The organism is Methanosarcina sp. UBA411 (genome assembly GCF_002495725.1).
GTDB lineage: Archaea > Halobacteriota > Methanosarcinia > Methanosarcinales > Methanosarcinaceae > Methanosarcina.
The window spans coordinates 69,764-93,950 of sequence record NZ_DAGK01000003.1; the positions used below are offsets into that span (position 1 = coordinate 69,764).

The 24,187-nt window shown below is 39.6% G+C and carries 16 protein-coding genes and 1 tRNA gene; 10 read left to right on the plus strand and 7 right to left on the minus strand.

Going from position 1 to position 24,187, the window contains the following annotated elements; translation table 11 throughout:
* Window positions 1–61: 61 nt before the first annotated feature.
* A complete protein-coding gene (gene cofD, locus BP861_RS01430; protein ID WP_292371834.1) occupies window positions 62–991 on the minus strand; it encodes a 2-phospho-L-lactate transferase in 930 nt (309 codons plus the stop codon).
* Between the two features lie 113 nt (window positions 992–1,104).
* Between cofD and BP861_RS01435 the strand changes: the two genes are divergently transcribed.
* The 6 genes from BP861_RS01435 (at window position 1,105) to BP861_RS01460 (ending at window position 9,629) form a co-directional block, all read left to right on the plus strand.
* Complete coding sequence (locus BP861_RS01435; RefSeq protein WP_292371836.1) at window positions 1,105–2,301, plus strand: HD domain-containing protein; 1,197 nt, start codon at window positions 1,105–1,107, stop codon at window positions 2,299–2,301.
* Between the two features lie 59 nt (window positions 2,302–2,360).
* Window positions 2,361–2,750, plus strand: coding sequence for a hypothetical protein (locus tag BP861_RS01440; protein WP_292371838.1), 390 nt, complete (start codon window positions 2,361–2,363; stop codon window positions 2,748–2,750).
* A 16-nt stretch (window positions 2,751–2,766) separates the two neighbouring features.
* Entirely contained in the window at window positions 2,767–3,318 is a 552-nt protein-coding gene (locus BP861_RS01445; protein ID WP_292371840.1) for a UbiX family flavin prenyltransferase, read from the plus strand.
* Between the two features lie 163 nt (window positions 3,319–3,481).
* Window positions 3,482–3,556 (plus strand) — tRNA-Pro (locus BP861_RS01450).
* Between the two features lie 1,352 nt (window positions 3,557–4,908).
* Window positions 4,909–6,696 carry a PKD domain-containing protein gene (locus BP861_RS01455; protein ID WP_292371842.1) on the plus strand — a complete coding sequence of 596 codons (1,788 nt, stop codon included), beginning with the start codon at window positions 4,909–4,911 and terminating at the stop codon, window positions 6,694–6,696.
* A gap of 1,211 nt (window positions 6,697–7,907) precedes the next feature.
* The gene (locus tag BP861_RS01460) at window positions 7,908–9,629 is read left to right on the plus strand and encodes a S8 family serine peptidase (protein ID WP_292371844.1); all 1,722 of its coding nucleotides are present in this window, start codon (window positions 7,908–7,910) and stop codon (window positions 9,627–9,629) included.
* A gap of 225 nt (window positions 9,630–9,854) precedes the next feature.
* Here the strand turns inward: BP861_RS01460 and BP861_RS01465 are convergent, their stop codons facing one another.
* Window positions 9,855–12,110 (minus strand): ATP-binding protein, encoded by a 2,256-nt coding sequence (locus BP861_RS01465; protein WP_292371845.1) that lies wholly within the window; start codon window positions 12,108–12,110, stop codon window positions 9,855–9,857.
* A complete protein-coding gene (locus BP861_RS01470) occupies window positions 12,100–13,434 on the minus strand; it encodes a DNA double-strand break repair nuclease NurA (protein ID WP_292371847.1) in 1,335 nt (444 codons plus the stop codon). Before BP861_RS01470 ends, BP861_RS01465 begins: the two co-directional genes overlap by 11 nt.
* A gap of 886 nt (window positions 13,435–14,320) precedes the next feature.
* Here BP861_RS01470 and BP861_RS01475 point away from each other — a divergent pair.
* A complete protein-coding gene (locus BP861_RS01475) occupies window positions 14,321–15,001 on the plus strand; it encodes an endonuclease/exonuclease/phosphatase family protein (protein WP_292371849.1) in 681 nt (226 codons plus the stop codon).
* Between the two features lie 43 nt (window positions 15,002–15,044).
* Here BP861_RS01475 and BP861_RS01480 read toward each other — a convergent pair whose 3' ends face one another.
* Window positions 15,045–15,941 (minus strand): HNH endonuclease, encoded by an 897-nt coding sequence (locus tag BP861_RS01480; protein ID WP_292371851.1) that lies wholly within the window; start codon window positions 15,939–15,941, stop codon window positions 15,045–15,047.
* A gap of 986 nt (window positions 15,942–16,927) precedes the next feature.
* Here BP861_RS01480 and BP861_RS01485 point away from each other — a divergent pair.
* Window positions 16,928–17,266, plus strand: a complete 339-nt coding sequence (locus tag BP861_RS01485) for a restriction endonuclease (protein WP_292371853.1) — start codon at window positions 16,928–16,930, stop codon at window positions 17,264–17,266.
* A gap of 606 nt (window positions 17,267–17,872) precedes the next feature.
* On the opposite strand, the gene BP861_RS01490 is transcribed toward BP861_RS01485, so the two are convergent.
* From BP861_RS01490 to BP861_RS01500, 3 genes are all read right to left on the minus strand, one after another.
* Window positions 17,873–18,250 (minus strand): hypothetical protein, encoded by a 378-nt coding sequence (locus BP861_RS01490; RefSeq protein WP_292371856.1) that lies wholly within the window; start codon window positions 18,248–18,250, stop codon window positions 17,873–17,875.
* Window positions 18,251–18,350: 100 nt separating this feature from the next.
* The gene (locus tag BP861_RS01495; protein ID WP_292371857.1) at window positions 18,351–19,715 is read right to left on the minus strand and encodes an NAD-dependent succinate-semialdehyde dehydrogenase; all 1,365 of its coding nucleotides are present in this window, start codon (window positions 19,713–19,715) and stop codon (window positions 18,351–18,353) included.
* A gap of 205 nt (window positions 19,716–19,920) precedes the next feature.
* Window positions 19,921–20,379, minus strand: a complete 459-nt coding sequence (locus tag BP861_RS01500) for a hypothetical protein (protein WP_292371859.1) — start codon at window positions 20,377–20,379, stop codon at window positions 19,921–19,923.
* A 536-nt stretch (window positions 20,380–20,915) separates the two neighbouring features.
* Here BP861_RS01500 and BP861_RS01505 point away from each other — a divergent pair.
* Together BP861_RS01505 and BP861_RS01510 are read left to right on the plus strand one after the other, a co-directional pair.
* A complete protein-coding gene (locus BP861_RS01505; protein ID WP_292371860.1) occupies window positions 20,916–21,920 on the plus strand; it encodes a PHP domain-containing protein in 1,005 nt (334 codons plus the stop codon).
* Between the two features lie 471 nt (window positions 21,921–22,391).
* Window positions 22,392–24,176 (plus strand): ABC transporter substrate-binding protein, encoded by a 1,785-nt coding sequence (locus BP861_RS01510; protein WP_292371862.1) that lies wholly within the window; start codon window positions 22,392–22,394, stop codon window positions 24,174–24,176.
* Window positions 24,177–24,187: the final 11 nt, after the last annotated feature.

Below are 24,187 nucleotides of genomic sequence, written 5' to 3' on the forward strand. Positions count from 1 at the left end.
TGTCAATCAAGTTTTTGACCTCAAAATTTTGGCATAAGCTAGAAAAAGAGATTAGTGAAAATTAAGGACAGACAATAGTATCAAACAGCCCTACTACTAATTCTGCCAGTTCCTTGCTTTTTTCAGTTGAAGTCATCAGGGTGTCAGCACGGGTAGCATGGCATCCAATTTTCTCAAATGCGAATTCATCCGCCTGATCTCGTTCATCGAAAACAAAGACATCCAAGAAATCCTGATAATATTCCGCAACCCCCATTGAAGAGACCTCAAGCCCCGACGCCTGCATCAATTTTCCGGCAGGCCCGCTTACAGGGGCATTGCCAATTATTGGACTGATTGCCACGACTTTTTTCTTTTGCAGCAGATTTTTCATGCCTGGAAGAGAAATGATAGGCCCTATACTCGTAATAGGGTTACTTGGACCTATTAGGACGTTATCGTCATTTTCCAGGGCTTCGAGCACCTTTGGAGAAATTGAAGCTTCGGAAATTCCCGTTATGTTAACATCCAACACTTCGGGTTCTCCATGCTTTCCGATCCAGAAATCCTGAAAATGCAGAATCGCTTCAGGGGTTTCTATATAAGTGGAAACAGGATCATCAGACATGGGCAGAATCTTTGCATCAATTCCGAAAAGGGAAGCAAGCTCTAAAGTCGCGTCTGTAAGAGAGATTCCACTTCGTATAAAATTAGAGCGGATGATATGGGTTGCTCTGTCACAGTCCCCAAGCTTCATGCTCTCCGTGACACCCAGTTTCTGCATACGCTCATAAGTCAGAAATGTGTCGTCTTTTATGCCCCACCATCTATTCCGATCGATCTGACCTGATAACAGATAGAGCACTGTATCCAAGTCAGGACAAATCAGATTTCCCGAAACCCAGAGGTCTTCGGCAGTATTTACAACAACGGTCAGTTCCTCCGTTGGGAGGATCTCCTTGAGGCCATCAAGGAGTTTTGGAGTTCCGGTGCCGCCTGAAAATATAATCATGATAATACCTTTTCCGGCTTTCTATTAAACTTTCGGGTAACGGTATTTCTGCAAAATCTACAGTACCTGAGTAATAGTAACAACAATATATAATGAGATCTGTCTAAAGAATAATGAAGGTTGTCCTTGATCCTGTACATGGTTATATAGAGCTGGATGACTTAGTTCAGGATCTTCTTTCCATCCCTCAGATGCAGCGCCTAAGAAGGGTCAGACAGCTTGGGTTTTCAAACCTCGTTTACCCGGGAGCTAATCATTCTCGTTTTGAACACTCGCTTGGAACAATGCATCTTGCCTCCATGCTAACTAGAAGTCTCGATTCGATTGAAGAGGATAGGAAAACCGAAATAAAAGCTGCTGCTCTTCTGCACGATGTAGGGCACGGACCTTTTTCTCATGTTACCGAGAATGTTATTGACAAATACACGCGGCGCAGGCACGATGATGTAAAAGAAATCCTGGGAAAGGGAGAAATAAAGGAAGTTTTGAGCAAATATGGAATTTCTCCAGGAAACCTTGTAAAGCACATAAAAGGAGAAACCTCTCTGGGGCAGATCCTTAGCAGTGAGATTGACGTGGATCGAATGGACTATCTTGTTCGAGACGCCCATTACACAGGCGTAGCATTCGGGGTCGTAGATTACAACCGCCTGATAAATCAGATGAATTTTTATGAGGATAGACTCGTTGTAGACTACGGAGGATTGAAAGCTGCCGAATCTCTACTGGTCTCACGTTTCTGGATGAACGCGTCTGTATACTATCATCACGTAACCAGGATCTCGGAAGCTATGTGTTCCAGATCGGTGGAGTACATGATAGAAAATAATGAGCTTGATCCGTTCAAGCTCAGGCAGATGGATGATATAGACCTTGTTGCGTCCATGAGAAGAGCAACCGGATATGCAGGAGAACTTTCACGGCTGCTGGATGCCCGTAAACTCTATAAGCGGGCACTATACGTAGGCCTGGTAGATGTAGGAAAAGCCGTACTCAGACATCGCGACCGGATCCGAAGGGTAGAAAAAGAGATTGCAGAGCTAGCAGGAATTGATCCTGAGTATGTGCTTGTAGATATTCCGAAGATGCCTGAAATGGTGGAAATGCAGGCAATGATAAAGACTGATCACAAAATGATCCCTCTTAATGAAGCTTCCCATTTTGTATCTATCCTGCAGGAAGCTCATATGGACAACTGGAGAATGGGGGTATATAGTCCGAAAGAGCACTGTGAGGCTGTAGGAAAAGCCGCCAGAGACTATTTTGAGGTTAAAAAGCCCATAAAACAGTTTAAACTGAGTGATCTCTGAAGGTAGAATAAAAGAAAAATAGAATTTAAAAAAGGAACTTTAAGGGCAGAGGTAGGAATTTGTTCCAGATTAAACGAAAAGTGGGAAAAATCAAAATTGTACTTGAGGTAAAAAAGGTCGGAGAAGATTACCTGCTGACCCTTACAGGTGGAGAAGAACATGTGGGAGCTGTTGCCGTAGGGCTTTTTGACGAAAAAAGTCAGAGAACAAGTTCATCGGTAATAACAATGCCCGGTCATCGAGAAGAATATCTTGCCCTTGATGGGGCAAGGAAGGTAAGCAAGGCCACAAGGAGGACTTCGGTATTTGTTGCCGGAATACACCAGGATAATATAAGCTCTGAAGAGATAAGGGATATAGTCTCAACTGCAGGAGAAATGGTGGAAAGCTTCATTGCCTTTTACGAAAAAGGAAACGAACTGGAAGGGCAAGATAAAGATTTGAAATAATTGACGGCAGGATAAAATGGAGATAACGGTAGGAATCAGCGGAGCCTCAGGGGTTCAGTATGGAATTCGCCTTCTTGAAGTACTGGCGGAAAGAGGAATTAAAACCCATCTGGTTTTGACGGATGCCGCAAGCCAGATTATTGGGATCGAAACGGATTACGCGCCAGAGGCAGTGGAAAAACTTGCAACCTGGAGCTATGCCCAGAAGGATTTTTCAGCGCCAATTGCCAGCGGCTCTTATAGGACAAACGGAATGGTTATCGCTCCTTGCAGCATGAAAACCCTTGCAGCCGTAGCAAATGGGCTATCCGATACTCTCCTTACGAGAGCTGCAGATGTCTGCCTCAAAGAGGAGAGAAAACTTATACTGATGACCCGGGAAACTCCGCTTAGCCTTATACACATTGAAAATATGCTTCGGGCTAAAAAAGCAGGAGCGAGTATTCTTCCAGCCTGTCCGGGCTTCTATTCGCGACCCAAAACCCTTGAAGACCTAACAGATATCATGGTAGGAAGGGCACTCGACCTGCTCGGGATAGAAAACGAGATCTATCACCGTTGGAAATAATGAAAAGAACCTCAGAGAATCAGGGAAAAATTAGGAATTCCAGAAAGATAAGTCAGAAGAAATTTTTATTTTCCGAAGAAAACTTTTGAGAGATCGTGTCACAGGCCTATGTTCTAACGAAAGCTATATAAAGGATAATCTCCTTTGAGAAGAAGTGCCCCTTGGGATAGTAGGGTAGCTTGGTCCATCCTCGAGCGTTTGGGACGCTTGGACCGCGGTTCAAATCCGCGCTATCCCATTTACATATTTTTCTAATGTATCTATTTTGTATCTATGTTAGAATTATTATTTTTTGAACTCTGTGATTTTTTCCTTCTTTCTCGCTATCATTTATATATACTTGATAAATTATTGGTCAAGTGACACATGATTATGTTTTCCATTAGAAGATGGGCATCTAGTTTTAGATTTTCTTTGACATGAAAATGCCTGCAAATGCTTTCACTTATTTGTGCCTGTTACTCGAAGAATATCATGCTCATTTTTCATAATTATCCATCCCACTTTCCACAGTAAATATTCGTTTTCGAAAACGCTGCGGATTTAGGTATCCAGAGAAGAATCCAAAACATATAAAACAGTCAAAAAATTTTTATACATAAACATATTAAATATATTAAGAAATTGGAGGAAAGAAAAATGAATTTTTTGGAGAAAATGGATATTTTCTGGTACCAGTTGGGTAAATTAATCAAATTATCAGTATGGATATTTCTTCTGCTAATTTTAGTTTGGATACTGTCTAGAATAATTGAGAGCTTTCCCCAGTAATTAATAGTATTTAACCTAATGGCTTTCAGCCACAATTTCACATAAATATCAGAACCAGCCACTCATCAGCTTAGCGAAGTTTTCACATAGCCCAAACCAAAAATCCACAACAGTGAGAATCACATCATAAAATCCAGAGTACTCCAAAAGGCCATATTTGCTTTGTTTTACTAGATTTGAAAGCTGCCTTTATTGCAAGCTTTCAGTAACTTACTTTCAGGGCTCATTTTCTACAAATTTCTTTTTTGAAGTTTCCGTTTAACTGAATATCTGTAATATAAAAATTATACTTCAAAGAAAATATAGAATAAGATAAATAATTGATTGAGCATATTTAGTAACAGATTATGAAAAACATTTATAGCGATGTACATATAATATAAATTTGAGCTGTATAAATTACGATGTTGTATAAGTAGGGGAAAAACGGGGATAAAATAAATTAATTTGTACTCGGGTAAAAAATTTGTACCTTAAAACGGGTACTCAAAAACAATACATTTTGAATATTTAAATTATGATTTAGAGAAAACCGCTGTACAAGTAATACACTTTTGGCATTTTGTATTAACCGAAGAAAAAAGAGAAATTTTGTTGTTAAGAGGGTTTTAGCCTGGCAAATTATCGGGAAGACAGCAGGTTCTCTTGGTTATTTTTTATGAACCTAATATAAGGAAGGCAAATAATCTTTCGCTAGCAGGAGAAAATTCTCCGGTTGAGGTTTATGAAAATAATAATACCTGTACTTTATGAAAGTGAGGTAATATCGTGAAAATTAGTCCAAGAGTGGTATATCTGTTAATAGTCTTTAATTTTCTGATGATTATGACATCAAACGTAACAGTTGCGGATACCCTGGAAGCTGGGAAATTAACAAAGGTAGCCTCCAATGTTGCGTCTGATTCAAATCCAGTTTGGTCTCCAGATGGGAAAGAAATCCTTTTCTCACGGGAAGATGGGCTGTATAAGGTATTTTTAGGTGGTTCGGGAGAAAAGAAGCTTACCTCTACAATGGGAGATAATTTTACTTCCTGTTATGCATGGTCTCCAGATGGAAGCAAAATTTCGTATATTGAAAACAGATACGATGACACTAATGGGCCGACGAGTGATTTATGGGTAATGAATGCAGACGGGACAGGAAAAACCCAATTGCTCGACACAGCGTGGTATAAATATTATTATATATACACCTGGTATCCCACAGGTTCAAAAATACTCTACGCTGAGATTTATGAAGAGATTGGGGGCTCCTATTGGGAAATGGATTCCGATGGATTCGATAAACATACCCTTGGGAACATAGGTATTGCTAGCAGTATTGCCCTATCACCCGATGCATCAAAAATAGCAGTTTGTACGCATGGGCCGGCTGACATTGACTATTATATTGATAGTGGAAAGATAGGTAAAGATTTGACCAGGTCTCAACCTGGATTAATTGCTCATCAAACTCAATCCAAGCAGTCACAGATATGGTCTCCAGATGGTTCAAAAATAGTATACTATGCAGGGGAAGGCGAATCCTATTATGAGGGTGGAAACTCGGAGATATATACGATAAAAGCTGACGGGACCGGAAAAACTCAAATTACCTCAGACTCGGCAAATGCTAATTCTCCTATATTCTCACCGGATGGAAGTAAAATCGTATTCGTATCGAATAAGGCTGGCAGTAAAGACATATGGATTATGAACGCCGATGGAAAAAATAAAGTGCAGCTAACATCAGATTCAGCATCGGATTCGTTTCCGGTATGGAGCCCAGATGGCAAAAAAATTGCTTTTTGGTCTGATAGAGAAGGAAAAAATAGTATATACGTTATGCCGATAGAAAACGAAAACTCACCAATTGCTGCCTTCTCTGCATCTTTAACTTCAGGAAACGCACCGCTGAAAGTTAGTTTTACTGACAGAAGCACAGGAGCACCCACCTCATGGAAATGGAGTTTTGGAGATGGAAAAACTTCAACAAATAAAAATCCTGTATATACATACAGTAAAGCCGGAAATTACACTGTCAGTTTAACGGTAAAGAATGCAGCCGGAACAAATACCAAAACAATAGAGAATTATATAACTGTAAAAGCAGCTCCACAAAAACCGGTTGCTGCTTTCTCTGCAGCGCCTACCTCCGGAAATGCTCCACTGAAAGTAACATTTACTGACAAGAGTACAGGCTCACCTACATCATGGAAATGGACTTTTGGAGACGGAACAACTTCAACAGTTAAGAATCCTGTACATACATACAGCAAGGCAGGAAAATATACTGTCAGCTTAACAGTAAAGAACGCTGTCGGAACAAACACCAAAACAATAAATAACTATATTATCACAACCGCTTTGAAAGCTCCGGTTGCTGCTTTTTCTGCTGCTCCGACATCAGGAAAAGCCCCACTGAAAGTGCAGTTTACCGACAAGAGCACAGGATCACCAACTTCATGGAAATGGAACTTTGGAGATGGGACATATTCAACAGCCAAGAGTCCTAGCCACACATACAGCAAGGCAGGAAAATACACTGTCAGCTTAACAGTGAAGAATGCTAAAGGCAGTAATACTAAAACTATTTCTGGCTATATCATAGCCTCTAAAAACAAATAACTAAGATTAAAAAACGGAAGGGTAGATTTCGAAGGATAGAGAAGGAATAGTAATCAAATTTAGAAAAAATTTCAGGTTATCTAAAACAGTTAGATAACCATTTTTTGAAAAGTATTTATGCTTCGGCACATAGATTCCTCGTGATTTGGAAGATAAGTGAACTGCAGAAAAACACCCTTGGATTTCCTTTCTCCACTCTTTCTCACACTTTCCTTTATTATGAGATATAAGTAATTAAAGTAAGATGATCATGAAGTTTTTGTATAATTAAACTTGAGTGGTTACCAAGCTCGAATAATCAAATAAAGAATGGGTAAAATATGAATAATTAAGATATCAAAAATATATAAGGGGAATAAGTATTTTATATCAATCCAAAAAAATACAATTATTCTCCTTATTACATATTTTTTATTAACAGATAAGAAATATTATATCTCGAGTTATCTAAGTAAACAGTAGAGTATATTTTCAGTAAGATCCAAGTCTAAATCTAAATCTAAATCTAAATCTAAATTTAAATCTAAATCTAAATCTAAATCTATCCAGTTATCGGACTCGAGATAAGCGAAAACATCTTAAAAATTGAAGTATGTATTGACTATATATTCGACACATAAAATAAAAATCTAGGTATTATAATTTTTTATATCCTATTTCAATAGTTTATCTCTATTTTTTATATTATAGGATGTCTTTTTATAGTCTAATCTGGTTAATGAATTTATTTTTGTGGCTTCTCTTCTTGATTATATCGTGTAACAAAGCACTAGATGTATAAGTTCAGAAGTATTTTATATCTGGACACCAATCATTAAATGATTTCTGTATCTGTAAAAAAGTTGAGTGCCTGCAGGTTGGCCTTAAAACATCATCAACCGGACAAAAGGCTCGGTATTATAATACTGTTGATTGCAGGCTCTGGAAACATAAGTGGTTGGTTACAGAAAGCCATATTCCATAGTGAAATAAGAATGAATATTGGAAAGGAGTGTGAATAGGTGGAAAAAAGTCGAAAGCTTTTAAAAAAAACGGTTTCTAAACTATTATTTACTATCTGTACATCATTGTTGTTGATATCGCTGTTTTCATTTACTGCGTTAGCTGGAGATGTAGATTTAAACCAGGAGGCAAATTCTGATAAAATATCAGCAAGTTTGTCTTCAAAAATTACTAAAATTCCAGAGACTGAGCAAATTCCTGTAATTATAATGTTATCAGATCAGAATATCGCATTTAAGACTGCTGCTGGGAAATCTCAAATTGAGAATAATCAGAAAGATCTGATAAAATATCTCGAGAGTGAGAAATCAAAAAACCATGTACAAAAAATAAAATCTATTAAGATTATTAACGCTGTTGCAGCTAGGGTAACACCGGGAGTTTTAGCTTCTCTTGCCGGGAGACCCGACGTTCGGAAGATTGAACTTGATGAAGTTGTTTCTATAGTAGAACATGCCGAGACATCCTCCGAAAAAATAGAGGCAGCGACTACCCAGCAGATAAAGGTATCTACAAATGCGTGGGGAGTAGACAAAATCGAAGCACCTGCAGTCTGGCAGCGGGGTATAACTGGAAAAGGGATAACCGTTGCTGTTGTAGATACGGGAATTGACGCAACACATCCTGACCTTAACGACCTTGACGACAACCCCAATACAAACGATCCGAAAATTGTAGGTTGGATTGACTACGTAAACTCGAGGTCGTCTCCATATGATGATCATGGGCACGGTACTCATGTATCCGGGACAATTTCAGGAACCGGTGCTAACGGTGTGCAAACCGGAGTTGCGCCAGGTACAAAGCTGATTGAAGCAAAAGTATTCGACGGATACGGTTCTGGATATTTATCTGATTGTATTCTTGGCTTTGAGTGGGCAGTTGCTAATAATGCCCGTATTATAAGTTTTAGCGGTGGATCATCAGCACATAGTTCGGCGTTTACGACTACAATAAACAATGTTGTTACAGCAGGTATAGTTCCTGTCATAGCGGCTGGTAATAACGGCGAGTATGGATCTGGCTCAATCACGTGCCCCGGTGATGAACTTAATTCGTGCACTGTCGGTGCAACAGATTCTTCCGATGTAGTAGCATATTTCAGTGGTCGGGGTCCTGTTACTCTTGATGGGCAGACATACATTAAACCCGATGTATCTGCGCCCGGAGTAGATGTCACTTCAACACTCCCAGGTGGAGGATATGCAGACTGGTCCGGAACTTCCATGGCAACACCGCATGTTTCCGGCGCTGCAGCATTAATTCTGGAAAAGAGCCCGACTATGAAGCCTTCTGCGGTAAAGCAGAAATTAGAAAGTACAGCAGTAGATCTTGGATCGGCAAGAAAGGATAATGATTATGGTTCAGGCCGGATCGATGCATATGATGCAGTATTCGGCGGAGTACCTGTTGCAAACTTTTCTGCAAAACCTATCGAAGGGAAAGCACCATTAACGGTTGCCTTTACTGACAAAAGTACAGGAAACCCCACGTCATGGAAGTGGACTTTTGGAGACGGAACAACATCAACCCAGCAAAATCCAACGCATAAGTATTCCAAAGTAGGGAGATATACTGTTAAACTTACAGTAACAAATGATGAAGGCAGTAACACATCAACAAAAACAAATTATATAAAAGCGGTAACAAAACCGGTTGCTGCATTTTCTGCGACACCCACCTCAGGAAAAGCGCCATTAACGGTTGCCTTTACTGACAAAAGTACAGGAATACCAACTAAATGGAAATGGACTTTTGGAGACGGAGCATCTTCAACAGAACAGAATCCAAAACATCAGTATTTACAGGAAGGAAAATATAAGGTTGCACTTACAGTAATCAATGTGGCAGGCAACAATACGACAACAAAAGCAAATTACATAAATGTGACAACAAATACCAGGCCAGGTATATACTCTCAAAACAAATAAGTCCTAAATCGAAAAATGATAAAAATATCAAGGCTAAAGGGTAGTGGGGGAATTATTTATCAAATCTGACAAAAAGGTCACCTTTACCTTGTTTGACCAGATTTGAGAGCTGACATTTTCTTTGTGATTTAGAGTGACTGATCTTATTATCTTATTTTTAGTTATCCGAGAGTTATTTAATCGGAAAATCAGGCATATACCCCAACTATTGGAAACTGATGAAACTCACCGATGTCGGACTACACAATTTGAAAGCCCTATTATTTCCACGATATCACTATTATCCGGAGAATGAATAATCATCTGTCCTTTCTTAAGATATGGAATTCTCCTCTCGTATTCTTTCGGGACTTTTAGAGAGGTGATAGCTGCATCGTTGTTGAGGTTAAGGATCAGTTTCGTATTTATTTGCTTGAAAACCGTATCATCGATATCCTGAGGGTCCTGGGTGATCAGGAAAAGACCAAGTCCTTCTTTTCGACCCTGACGGGCTGCGTCTGCAAAACGAGAAATAATAAGACGAGAATGTTCCCCGTTTGCCTTCGAGAGGTATCGATGGGCTTCATCCAGGGCAAGGATAATAGGAGTTTCTTTAATAGCTTTTTCTCCTGTGGTACTTAATTTATTGTCCACGATCAAGCTCATTATTGTGAGTACTATAAGGTCGCGGATTCTAGGAGCACTTATGTATTCGGTCGGGAAAACCGAAACCTGTCCTGGCTTGAAGATCTTGTCCAGAAGATCAGTAATTGAGGTCGCATCCCGGTCGAAAACCTTCGAGAAGAAAGGATTCCTCACTCTTCTTACAATCCCATCATAGGAGGACTCATGAAGCTTTCCACTGTCAACGTAGTAGGAGCGAGTACCTTCATTGTCAATATGATTGATAAAATTCTGGTAAGTATGAGACACACTTGATTTGAAGAAATCTCCGAGAAGCACTTCAAGCCCTATGTACTGGAGTTCGGACATTCCGGCTGCTGCAATAAGCCAGGAATTGTGTTCTACAAGCGAAAAGGGAATTGTAAACTCAATCTGCTCGGCTCTGGACTTATCCCCGGGATATTTCTGCCCGTCAACTTTCGCCACGAAAGCCTTTGTAGAGAGAACCCGACCATAAGTTACATTTTCGGATTCGAAACGGAATTTGTCGTTCTCAGTCAGGGTCTCGTTGTCCTCGAAAAGCTGGGAATATTCATCCTGAGGGTCCATGATTACCAGACAGGGGTTTTTCCGGGCCTTATCAGGAGAACTCCGCAGCCTGTATCTGTTGTTTTCATTCAGGAACTGACGGAGGATATTCTTTGAGAGAAAAGTTTTTCCTGTCCCTGTGCTCCCGCAAATAAGTATATGCCTGAAAATAAGAGGGTCACCCATTGAATAGTCGTTTCTGAGATAGTATGCAACCGTTTCAGGCTCGGAATTAGTTTTTAAAAGTTCGCCGCCTACGCTCAGGTGACCGAGAAAAATTCCTTCTTCAGGAATATTGAGCCCTGTTTGGACTTCAAGCCTGTCAGTAACAGGCAGGATAGGAGTATTAGGGTGGGGAATCCGGTCTGCCATACGCCGGGTGAGTTTACCTTCGGTCTTCCGGTAAAGAATACAGAGCGGATCAAGACAGGCAAGGAATTTGTAATCATCTTCATTTACAGAGTTTCCAAGAGCACTGAGCATACGCCTGGAGTGAATCTCAGTTGCGTCGTCTACCACAAACTCCTGCCTGTACTGAAGTTTTCCCACCCTGGCAAAGAGTTTTTCTCCATTTTCATAAGGCACGACTACATATGTGCCTAGCCTTATCTCATCCCGACGGGCTGATGTAATATAGCCTGTGATTACAGCTCCTGAGGGAGTCAATTCAAGGGGCTCTATGCCTGTAGTAACAATCCCGAAAGCCTCTGAAACTGGAGAAGCCTTCAGGATGTTATCGCTATAACTGGCAAAGCTTTCAAAGGGGAAAGCTTCCTGTACGGAACGCCCAAGAACTTCAGATTCAAGAGAGAGATCTGATAAAGGCGGAGAAGAAGTCTTAGATAGAGAAGCAGTCTTAGATAGAGGAGCAGATTCAAGAATTGCTTCAGCAGGAACTGAAAAAAGATCGGATTCAATATCAGATTCAATACTGAATCCAATATCGGGTTTAATATCTGATTTAATATTGGATTCAATATCTGATATAATGTCAGATTCGGTTGGGATAAAATCCGGTACCTCCTCTGGACAATCTTTCCTGAGAGTATCGGACAATGGCGCTTGCAGTGTTTTATCGTTATCAGGTGTGAATATCGGAGTAACCAGGCTGGAAGCTCCTTCAAAGTCAAGAGATTTCACGAGCTCGCCCTTATCGCTGCCTTCGGTACTTATCTCGTCAGGGCTTTCCTTTGAACTTGGAGTTTCTTCCGTTCCTGAATCCACAGGAACTGGATTCTGTTTCGGTTTGTAAGAGTTAAAAGTAAAAATATCGACATCTTCATATTTCATTTATCTTACCCCACCGAGTGTCATTATAAGTGGTATCGGGATTCATGTTTTCAAAGAATTTATCGATCTCTTGCCTCTCCACCTTGCGGATTTTTGCCAGATGGTCTGCCTTTGTGAGGGTAAGAGGAAAACCATACAAAGAAAGGTCAAATAGCACTTTTTTGGTAATTTGCATGCGGAGGAAATCGTCCTTAACAAGCCCATATGGGGCTTCTACCTTGAAGACCACATTTTTAGAGGGCACATAAAGCATGAAAAAACAAAGAGCATAATCCTCAGACGGGAAATTGTGCCTGAGTTCCTGCTGGAGCGGATCTGCGGCTGCAAGGGGTGAAGTCCCGTCAAGCAACTTCTCATAAAACCTCTTGGGCTGCAAAAACCAGTTGGTGTAAGTAATATAATCATTTCTGGAGCCAATGTGCTTGCCATTCTTCCCGTTATTTATCGAGTTCCTTCCCTCATGTCCGGAGGCATTATCAACTTTTTCTAAGGATAGAAGATTCTTGAAAAACTGGGAGTCAAGCATCCAGGGAAGGTCGAAAGCATCCCCTTTTTTCCGGACGCTGTCCATAATCTGCACGTCAGTAGGATTTTTTACAAACCCGATCACAGGCTGCCGATTTTTCAGGAAATGATCCATGATATCAATGTAATTCTGGAGGATTTTTCGGGCGTCGGTGTTCTGCCGAACCCTTACTTCCTCATCGTCCAGCACCATCCAGTACATTAGCTGTTTTGGATAAATCGGCCCGTCCATTATGAAAAAGCTCTCAGGTTCGAGCTTGTCTTTCATGAAAAGAATATGTTCGGATTCTGCCAGGTACATGGCAAAACTGTGCACCATATCAGGGGCTTTTCTTTTTAACTCATCAGGTGCGATTGTAACCAGTTTTGCCCTTCCAAATTCTTCATCAAAGGTTTCCCAGCCTGCTGTAGCCTGTATGGACACCTTCAGAGAAGAAGAATAAGCAGCACATACGATTGTTCGAAATCTTTGAATATCGAGATCAGTAGGCGTTGCAGCCAACCCACAGTGACAGAAATCTACAAAAAGTCCGCTGTCATAAGTCTTTGGGTTAGTACTTCCGCTGTCACAAGCATAAGTAAGTGGATACGGATCCTCGCTCTGTGCCATCAGCTCAGTTCTTACAATCCCTCGAAAGAGCCTGTCTATGGCTTTAAGAACGACCTTCCCATCTAGCTCCAACTCCTCAAGTAGAGAATAGATATCCGCAGCCGTTTTTACCTCCTCAGATTCAAACGAGCGGTCAATCTTTTTTGCAAGCTCCGAGATCTTATGCATATGCACAGGCTCAAGGGTCATGGATAAAAGATACTTTGAGGAGTTTATATATTTGTTGAGTGGAAAGGGGAAGATGCAGATTCTTTTCTGAAAAACGAGTGATGGAGATAAGGAAATATACAATTGCTTTTTTCATGAAATCCTCTCACCGACAGAAAAGCTAGAAAAAGGAAATCACAAGATAACTGTAATTTAGAGGGTTATCTTAGTATACAATCCTTCCAGAGAGATTTATGGGTTAATGATTTAGTTTAGAAAAGCGCCACGTTCACAAAACGGAGATTATTTAACTGTTTATTTTATCTGGTTGCTGCAAGGAATTTGGATAATTCTGAAGAAAAAAGAAACAGCGAAGGGCTGTTAAGTTTACAAAAGATTCTTTAGTTGGCTGAAGATTCCAAATGGATTCTTCATGTCGATGACCGTTTTGAATGAAACGGTAGTTCTTTCCTCATTGACTTTTTCAGTGACGTTTTTATAGTTTGTATGGTCTAATTCTATTTGAAACATGTTTTGTTTTCCTTCGGTTAAGACCCTGATCCGGTCTTTTCCGAATTATACTTCAACTCGTTTTTTTCAACTATAACTTGAACGGTTTTTTCGTATATAAATTCTTTCTTTATAATGTAGTCATCCGATTGCGTTTTGCGTACAAAGTATATATTAGTTTGTACTCAGTGTTTTTGAGATGTTTTGCTGATGGCGTTTTTAATAGCAGAATTGTTGAAAAATAATATCTATGTAATAGTTATTAGATTTCTTTAAGTTCTGCGTTAGGATTTGACCTTTAACAATCAAAATGCCGTTATATAGGAAAGTAGTGTATGTAAAAAGAGGATCAAACAACAATGAAACTACTAACGTGGAACATCAATCATCGCACATTCAATAGAAAGATTCCATTCATATGGCTAAGGCGATTGCTTCACTGACACCAGATGTCATCGTGCTTACCGAATATGTCCCTGGTCCGTCATATCAAAGATTCATTGAGCAATTTGACTCATATGGATTCACACACCATGCTATGTCGAAGAGGGTGCTCAAAGAAAATCAAGTTTTCATCGCTGCGAATATGACACTGGAGTCGGGGAATATCCTAGCTCCTACGAACATTGAAAAATCAGTTCCTTCAAATGTGTTGCATGTTCACCTACCTCAGAAGGGTCTCGACATTTTGGGCCTACGTGTGCCCGATTACAGCAATAAACTCAAAATCAAACGCAAAAACTGGGATTGGATTATGGAGGTCGCAACAGAGAATAAGGATCTCCCATTTGTGATTATGGGTGATTTCAATACCGATCCAGAATATCAACCAGCCAAATGCGGTGATCGAATAAGTCAACTTGTGGATGAAGGCTGGCAACATGCAATGCCAAAATCAGGTGCAAGTTATTGGGACATTAAAATTGGTAATGGAAAGCGACTTGACCATGCTTTTATCAGCAGGCATTTTGATGTTCTTGACGCAAATTACATCTCAGAGTCAGGTAGCTATGTATTTGCAGGAAAAAAATCAGATGCAATGTCAGATCATGCGGTCCTATTAGTAGAAATTAATAGAAAACTGGATAATCAACTGTAAAGTTCTGTATTCAGCTCTGAAAGTTGACCGTCTACTTGTGCACTCAGGTTGTGTTTGTTCTCAAGTATTCCCTCAATTGCTCAATTGAAAACTTAGCTTTATGCAGCATAGAATGGCAGTTGGGACATACAGGTCTTAAATCATTGATAGGGTCTACCTTATATCTTTCATTTATTTCATTTAAAGGCTTTAGATGATGAACATGAATATACCCGGCTCCTATTTTTCCATAGACTTCTTCAAAATCGAACCCGCATACACTACATTTATATCCGTATTTCTTAAGACACTTTTTCCTGGCAGTTGGATTTCGTTCATAAGCATTCACAGTAACTTGTTTTTTGGCTCCCTCAAATAAATTAGCATTTTCGTTGGCAGGTATCTCTTCTGCAGTTTCGAATTCTGTATCACTATAATTCGGGATAGGAATATTTTGTAATCCAAGTTCATCCTTTAGATAATATAGCAACTTGTCTGAATGGGTTGATTGGCTTTTATAATTTAGCCATTTATATTTATTTGCCACTTTTTCAATATATCTAAAATGGAGATCCCTTATTAAAGACCAAAGATCTAGATCTTCATTTGAAGGAGTATAATATCCATTCTTTGATAGAACCGGTTTATACTCAGAATAATCTCCAGTTTCCCATTGCCACAAACGACTTTTTTCTAATATCTGAGTAGCCTTCATCTCATTTAATGACTTTTTATCAAGAGCCATCCAAATACTATTTTTATGAATGGTGAGAACAATAAGATTGCCAACTAGAAGACGAACACCTTCATTATAAGAATACGCACCCCACTTGTTATTACCACATGAATTGGCTTTGTTGAGTGCTTCGAGAAATAAGCTCAGACAAATTTTTCTATATTCATCGTTGGGAAAAAGTGAGATCATTGCTTCTTTAAGTTCATCAATATTATGATCAACCATAAATTTCTCCAAAATATTCAGCTCATTTTAGCATATATTTAGTACATCAACTTAATCATATTGGAATGTTGCCGAAATTACCACTAATGTTTATTTATTTTTGTATTATCAGATAATAGCTTCATGTTCAATTAATAGCTTCATGTTCAATTTGCTATTTTCCTGAATGGGACTTAGAATTTGTACTACCTGTTTCCATGTGACTTCGCTAAGCTATTTACTCCGTCATCCTTCCAGCGTATTTTGTCGTTTATCAGGTCGATCTGCTTTCTTAATTATTCAATTCTTACTTGCTACAAAACAATTGAGTTAAGTATTGAGAACAGTTATTTCAAACGACAGTATATTTATATTAAGATATTCTTTTAATTAGCAAACGGCTCTCAAAACTTAAACTGTCTTTTGCTAGAGAGGTATTTGTGGATTACACCATACAAATGTCATATTAAGTAAAGGAATATCTTGGCCGAAATTCACATAAAGTTTGAGATTTTCTGAAAACAGAAAATCGCCCCGAGATTTAGAGCCTATCCTAAAAGTCGGTATCTACTGTAACCCTTACAGTATGCAAGATGAAAGATCATAATAGATACTCTGAGATCATAGTCAGATTGTGACTTTTCAACATATATTATGGACTTGTCGGTAGACTCTCAAAAACAGAGGGAAGTACATTGATGAAAACGGGAAAGAGAGGAAAACAAAGAAAACAAAGTCGATCTGGTAATGGACTACTTAATATTATGTTACATCTTTTCGTAAAATCAATGAGACTACTATTTAGTTTTTCAATTTACTTACTGAAACTAATGTGGCAATTGCTTAGATTCCCGATGTATCTACTGTACATTTTTACAAAACGACTTATTAAATCTATGTGGCTACTGCTTAGTTTTCCAATTTGCTTACTGTATAGGTTTATAAAACGACTGCTTAAGAAAAATCCATCAAACTCAGCACTAAGCACATTAGCCGAAATCGACGAAATGGATGGATACAAATTTGAAGAATTTATGAAATACGTTTATGAACAGTTAGGATATTCAGTCTGTCAAACTCCACGATCAGGGGATCAGGGTGCAGATCTGATCCTAACATCAAAAAAAAGAAGAACCGCTGTTCAGGTAAAAAGATACACGGGGAAAGTCTCAAACAGTGCAGTACAGGAAGTTGTAGCTGCAAAAGGTTTTTACAAATGCACTGAGGGTATAGTAGTTACAAATAGTTATTTTACCGATTCCGCCAAACAATTAGCTAAGGCGAACTTTATTGATTTAGTTGATAGAAATGAACTTGAAAAGATGATCAATACTATCCTGAATTAAGAATACTCCAAAATAAGAGATTCCGTATTGATATTTATTGTCATACTTCTATCAATTATTCATAAGATCATATTGATTATCGTCATTTTAAGTGATGATTTATATAATTGTTCTTTTAATTAGTAACTTACTCGAATATTTGAAATTTCTATCACTATAAAAGGCGCGTGTGTTACAATATGTAAATCTCTCATACAAAACAAAGATAAATCCTAAAGGATAAACTTTGGACAAAGTTTAAATGAAGTCAGAGAATTTCATGAAAACAGAAAATCGTAGAGCGTTTCAATATTTATTACGCTTCCAAATAGTACTATATTCAATACTAATAAAGTATGTGATTACAGAGCCAAAGATTCGTGGAGCTGGACTAAATGAGCATAGTATGGCTAAGAAAGAAAATAGATGCGCTCAAAAAAGCAATAAATCCATTCACGGTTATATTTTGGATATTTGCGTCTGTAACTGTAGCCCTGATATTGTTAGTGTTGAAACGAAAGAAATGCAATGAAAAATAATTTTATTATTCTTTTTATCCCAAAAATTATGTCCTGAAGCTGCCTAGCTGGGCCTAGCCTGGCACAGGATAAATTAAGTCATGAATGTTTAATCCAGCTTACTTGATCTACTAATTCTTAATTCGTCTCTGATCTCTGACAGTTTACCTCGAGCAGAATTATATTCACTTCTTAGATTTTCGATATCTGCTGGTACGGTTTTCATCCTTGTCTCTACCAGTTCTCTCATCTGCTCGTTTTCGATCTCATCCGATAATTTGCAGCTTAAATCTTCTTTAATTACTCCAACTTCTCCAATAAATTCATTAAATATATCGATGGAATCTGTCATTTTCAATTCTCTAGCCACGGCTTCCAGACTCTCTAATTCGTCTATCAGAGCATCTGCACTCCTATCCAGGTCGTTCATTTTCTGTTCTAGCTTAGTTAATCTGGACATTATATCCTGTTTAGCTAATTCAGACAATATACTTCCCCCCTTAAATGCTACAACGAGATGATAATTTATTATAGTAACAGTAAGATTTTAAAGTCTCTCTATAATTGTTAAGAACTAAAGTCCCTGTTTATCTGTTAACGACGACAGTTTTTGTATTCACAAATTCCTTGAGCCCATAGTGGGAAAGTTCTCTCCCTACTCCGGATTTCTTGATCCCACCAAAAGGAATCCTCGGGTCGGATTTGATCATTCCATTGATAGACACAGATCCGGATTTTATTCTTTTTGCCAGACTTTCGGCCCGATACAGATCTCCAGACCAGATTTTCGCCCCGAGTCCATACTCTGTAGAATTTGCAATCTCCACGGCTTCATCGTCATCTTTTACCGTAATCACCGGAGCAATTGGCCCGAAAACCTCAGTCCTGCATACTTCCATATCCGTACTGGCAGCAGGAATGAGGGCAGGCCTGAAGAAGAATCCCTTTTTATGTCCTTCTCCATAAAAATGAATTTCTGCACCTTTCATTTTTGCGTCTTTCAGGACTCTTTCAAGACTTTCTAAAAACTCCTTCTTTGCAAGAGGCCCGATATCGGTCTCCTCATCCATAGGATCTCCAATCTTCAGTTCCTTCACCCGGCGTTCAAATGCCTCGATAAAATCCGCAACAACATCTTCTACGACAATTAATCGTTTGGCAGCGATACAGCTCTGTCCGGCATTTAGAAAACGAGACTTTACAGCCGCCTGAGCAGCTTTCTCAATGTTTGCATTCTCAAGCACAATGAAAGGGTCCGAGCCTCCGAGTTCAAGTACTAAAGGCTTGATAGCTCCCCCTGCAAGTCTCCCAATTTTTGAGCCCGCGCCTACGCTGCCGGTAAGCGAAACTCCGTCTACCAGTTCTTCTTTAAGAATTTTCATGGCAATTTTCGAGTCAATTAACAGGGTATTAAAAACGTTTTCAGGAAATCCGGCCTCAATAAAGACTTTTTCAATTTCCAGCGCAGACTGTGGCACGTTTGAGGCATGTTTGAGCACACAGACGTTGCCCGCACAGATCGCAGGCACTGCAAACCTGAAAACCTGCCAGAATGGAAAGTTCCAGGGCATGATCCCAAAAATCACTCCAAGAGGCTCAAAAGTCACGTAACTTTTCTCAGCTCCTGTATCCACAATTTCGTCCTTCAGGAGTTCGGCCGCGTTTTCCGCGTAATAATCACAGAGCTGAGCGCATTTCTGAACTTCATTCTTTGACTGCCTGATAGGTTTTCCCATCTCTTTCGTGATAATTTCGGCGTAAGTATCGGTGTTTTTTCGAAAAATCCCGGCAGCAATCTTGAAATGCTTCGCCCTTTCCTCCGCAGGCAGTGAGCCCCATACGGAAAAAGCAGCCCTGCAATTTTCAATCCTGGCTCTACATTCCCCAATAGAGAATGAATTATAGGTCCAATTTACCTCTTCCGTGTAAGGGTTAATGGATTTAAGTTTCATACTCTCCCCCAAAAAAGAGTTATTACTAGTATTGAGATTCCCAGTATTATAAATTAAGGAGAAATAAAAAGAGAAAAAAAGAGAAGAGGAAAAAGAGAAGAGAAAAAATATCTGAAACTTGACTGTAGCTGAAACTTGATTGTAGAGATCTACTTCGGGAAAATACTGACTGTTTATTCAAATAACCGCACAAGTCCTGTATAGATTATTTCAACACTCCATTTTTCCAGAAAAAGGGCTTTCCAGGCTTCCTTTCAAACTTTTCAAATACGCTTGGATAAAGAGCAGGATACTTTGCTTCCCCAAGAGGCATACAGAACATCCTTTCCGGATAAGACGAATCTCTGCCAAATCCTATGACAATAAAGAAAGGAAGCCTTTTTTCCCTGGCAAAGACCTGATAACGTTTTAATTTCTGAGGGTCGGACCACTGGAGTTTGCCCTCAAATAAACTGGACCTGAACTTACACTCAACACAAAAAATTTCGTCTTTCGGGAGATAACGGACAATAAGATCCGGACCGGCATCCGATTCCACAAATCTGTCGTGCTTCCGTGTAATATCTGTGCTCCACTGCACAATCGAGAAGTATTTGTCATCAAAAAGGCTCACAACGTATTTTTCAAAATCATTTCCCTTTTCTATGGATTCGTCCTCTTTCAAGACTTCAACTACTCTTTTAAGTTTGCCAACAAACCCCGTAATAAACCCCCTAAACAGTACATAGAAATAAATTATGTTTCATTGTTTTAAAACATATCGACAACCTGATGATCTGAAAGAAAACGCATATGAAACTCTTCGAATAACAGGCACAAAAATATGAAAGTACTTGAGAGGACTTTCATGCCAAATAGAGAAATATTTCAGTGTATTTATAAATGGAATAGTGTGAACAGAAAAAAGTGGGTACAGTAGGCTGAAACATGAAAACTACTCATAGCAGCTTTTTTATACTGGGATCAGGCAAACCTGAATCCGGACTCAGATTTTTACATAGATTTCCCATAAATTTTCCCGCAATTTTCCCACAATTTTTGCCATAATTTTCCCACAAATCTTTCCGAAATATTTCCACAGATTTTTCCAAGAAATCTGTCCGGAAAACCTTAATCTAAAAAAGAATATACTATATTGGGGATAAATTTAAAACTTGATAAAAATATTCAAAATAGAATTAAAATGCAGGGTTTACGCCTATGGGGAGAGGGCCGAGAAATTACGAGGAGAAGCTGATAACTCCGGAACAAGCAGCTGAGATTATGGAAGAGGGCTGGAAGCGAGCAGACCTGCACGTTCACACCACCTGTTCTTTTGACGTGCTTCCTGTAAGAGACCTTCATCCTGAGAGCCTTTATGAGAAAGCTCTAAAGATGGGAATGGATTACATTACATTTACAGACCACGAGACAATAGAGGCATATGAAATTCTCGGGTGGAACCGTGAAAAGCTCGTCCCAGGGGTTGAAATAAGTGTGTATGACCCGGAATTTGCAGGGCACGCTCTGCATATTAATATTTTTGAGCTTAACAGAGAGGAATTCTTTGAACTCATGGAAATTGCGGAAATAGAACATGACCTGAGAAACTTTATCAAATATCTCAAGCGGCATAAACTTCCTTTTATTTATAACCATCCTTTCTGGTTTGAGTTTCACAGTGAACCTAATCCGTCTTCAGTACCCAGGCTAGCAAAACTTTTCCCTGTACTGGAGTACAATATGCACGAACTCAAGCAAAAAAACGAACTTACAATTGCTCTTGCAGAGAACCTTGGCAAAGGTATTGTTGCGACAACCGACACTCATACAGGGAGCTTAGGGAAGGTATACACTCTCGCAGAAGGAGATAATTTCAAAGAGTTTTTCAGGAATATAGCAATGGGAAAAAGTTACATAGTTCCCGAAGATCTTACTAGAGAGCTTTTGATCGATGAGATGAACACCTGGATAGATCTCATTTTTGAAAAAAGCCAGAAAAACAGTGATATAAAGAACTACCTTACGGGAATAAAATCCCTGGATACAATGGTTAGAATTTCGAGAAGTGAATTATTAAGTTACTCTCCGAAACTTAATAGAACTGCAATGTACCTGCTTTATATGATCTCAAACACAGGGCTTCCTGCATCATTCTACCTTCATTCTGCAGAGAATCTGGCAAGGGAGATTGAAAGACAGATCGAAATAGAAAAACAAGAGTAAAAGCATTTTTCTTATTTTTTCAGTTTAATTTAAACTAGATATTTTCTAAACTAAGATTTTCCTTAATCTGTTTTCTGAATGAATTTGAAAAAAATCAAAAGATTTATATTACGAAATTGTTTAGATTCATTAGCATAAAAAATGAGTTTTTTGTGTTATTTTTAACTATTTCTAAAGAGAATAATGTTAATAGATATGTAGAGATAAAGGAAGAAAGTACATTGAGATCACAGTAATTAATCATGGCTTCATGCACAGTGCTATATGCGACATCTGTTGCTGTAGAAAAAACAGGTAACCGGAATTTTCCAAAAAACCTCGCTCAAAAATGAGCTTTTAATTGGCTCAAAAGTGAGCTTTACCAATACACATAAGATTCAGATGCAGAGCCGCAGAGATCATTCAGAAAATAATTGTGACCATTTAATACTTTTAGATTCCAGAAAAACTTAAAACCGGGAAGGCAGCGGAATGAGACAGAAACAGTATTTTACAGGATCAGGATTTAGGGCAGGATTGAAGCGGCATATAGTTATTGCAGTGCTCATTCTCACCCTTTGTTCAAATATACTTCCTGCAACAGCAGAGCAAGAAGATTCCGAAAGTAACCTTACCGTTTCAAAAGAAGGATTTTTTGATCGGTTTATTGCATACGTAAAGAGTCTTTGTCCCGGAGAAACAGGAGAACCGCAGGACTCAGAAGCAATCTCCGGAGCAGCAACTGCAGATATGCAGCAATCAGCAGGTTCTGAAGAAGCGATCCTGAAAATCGCAACCCCGAACGTAATAAAATCTGCATCCTTGATTGGAGATTCAAATCTGGGGATTTTTGTCCATCTTTCAAACCCACCGCTTATGAAAATGGACGCTGAAGGGCACCTTATAGGGCAGCTTGCAGAAAGCTATAATGTCTCGGAAAATAACACCTGCTGGACCTTTTACCTTAGGGACGACCTCTACTGGAGCGACGGTGAACCAGTGACTCCCGAAGACGTTGAGTTCTCAATCCGCTACTACGGGAAAGAGACGCCCTGGGCAAGCTGGATTAACGATACCTTGGAAAGTTCAACGGTTTCGGATGCCGACAATTCCGTGACCTTCAGATTTAACAAGCCTTACACCCGTATTAATCTGGAGTTTGCAACCTACAATATCCTCCCTGCCCATGTATGGGAAACAATAGAAGACCCCATAAAATATATAAACGAAGGCCCATATGTGGGCTGCGGGCCCTACTACCTCAAGCAGATAGACCTTAAGGCCGGAAAACTCGTTTTTGAGAAAAACCCATATTGGAAAGGGAAGGCTCCGGAATTCGGGAACGTGGAGATCCACTTTTATTCAAATGTGGATGTAGCCACCCTGGCCCTTGAAAAAGGGGATGTTGATACTTATTACAAGTACGCAAGCTCTTACCCCTATCCCAACATAAAACAGCTTGAAAAGACCGGAAATTTCGACTTCCTTGAGAAAACAAACATCGGACTTGCCTTTCTGGCCCCTAATTTAAAGAAAGCCCCATTTTCGGACCTCAAATTCAGGAACGCGCTTTCCTATGCCATTAATTACGAGGAAATTATCAGGCTTGAGACTCTCGGGTACGGGGAAGTCCCTAACTGCGGTTTCGTGCCTCCATCAATGGAAGGTTTCAAGGAAACAGAAAAACTGGAGTACAGCCCAGAAAAGGCCAGGGAAATTCTGGAAAAGGCAGGATATTCGGACAGTAACGGAAATGGAATCCGTGAAGGAAAAGATGGGAAGGACCTCAAACTTGAAATCCTGATCAAGCCTGATAGCGCCCGCGTAGGCGAGCTTCTTAAGGAATACCTGGAGGAGGTGGGCCTTGCCGCAGACCTGAGGACTGTGGATGAAGATACGTGGTTCACCTTAAAGGACAGTTATGACTATGACCTGACTGTAACCCGCACCACACCCTGGGGTATGCTCATGCACGCAAGCTGGGGAAGTGGCTATTTTGATTCCAGACGGACAGGCCAGGGAGTTATGCATAACCTGGATGATCCTGAGTTCCTGCAGCTTTGCGATGACATCCTCGCAACTACTGACCCTGAAGAGCTTCAGGACTATGCATACGAGCTTCAGGACTACTATGCAGAGAACCTGCCCGCAATCCCCCTCTATTGGAGTAAAGTGATCACTCCCTTCAACACACAGTTCGAAGGTTGGTATGCGGACCCCCTCTACGGGATATATAACCTTGATAACTTCGTGAATGTAAGAAGAAACTCTGCTTAAGGAGAGAGGTG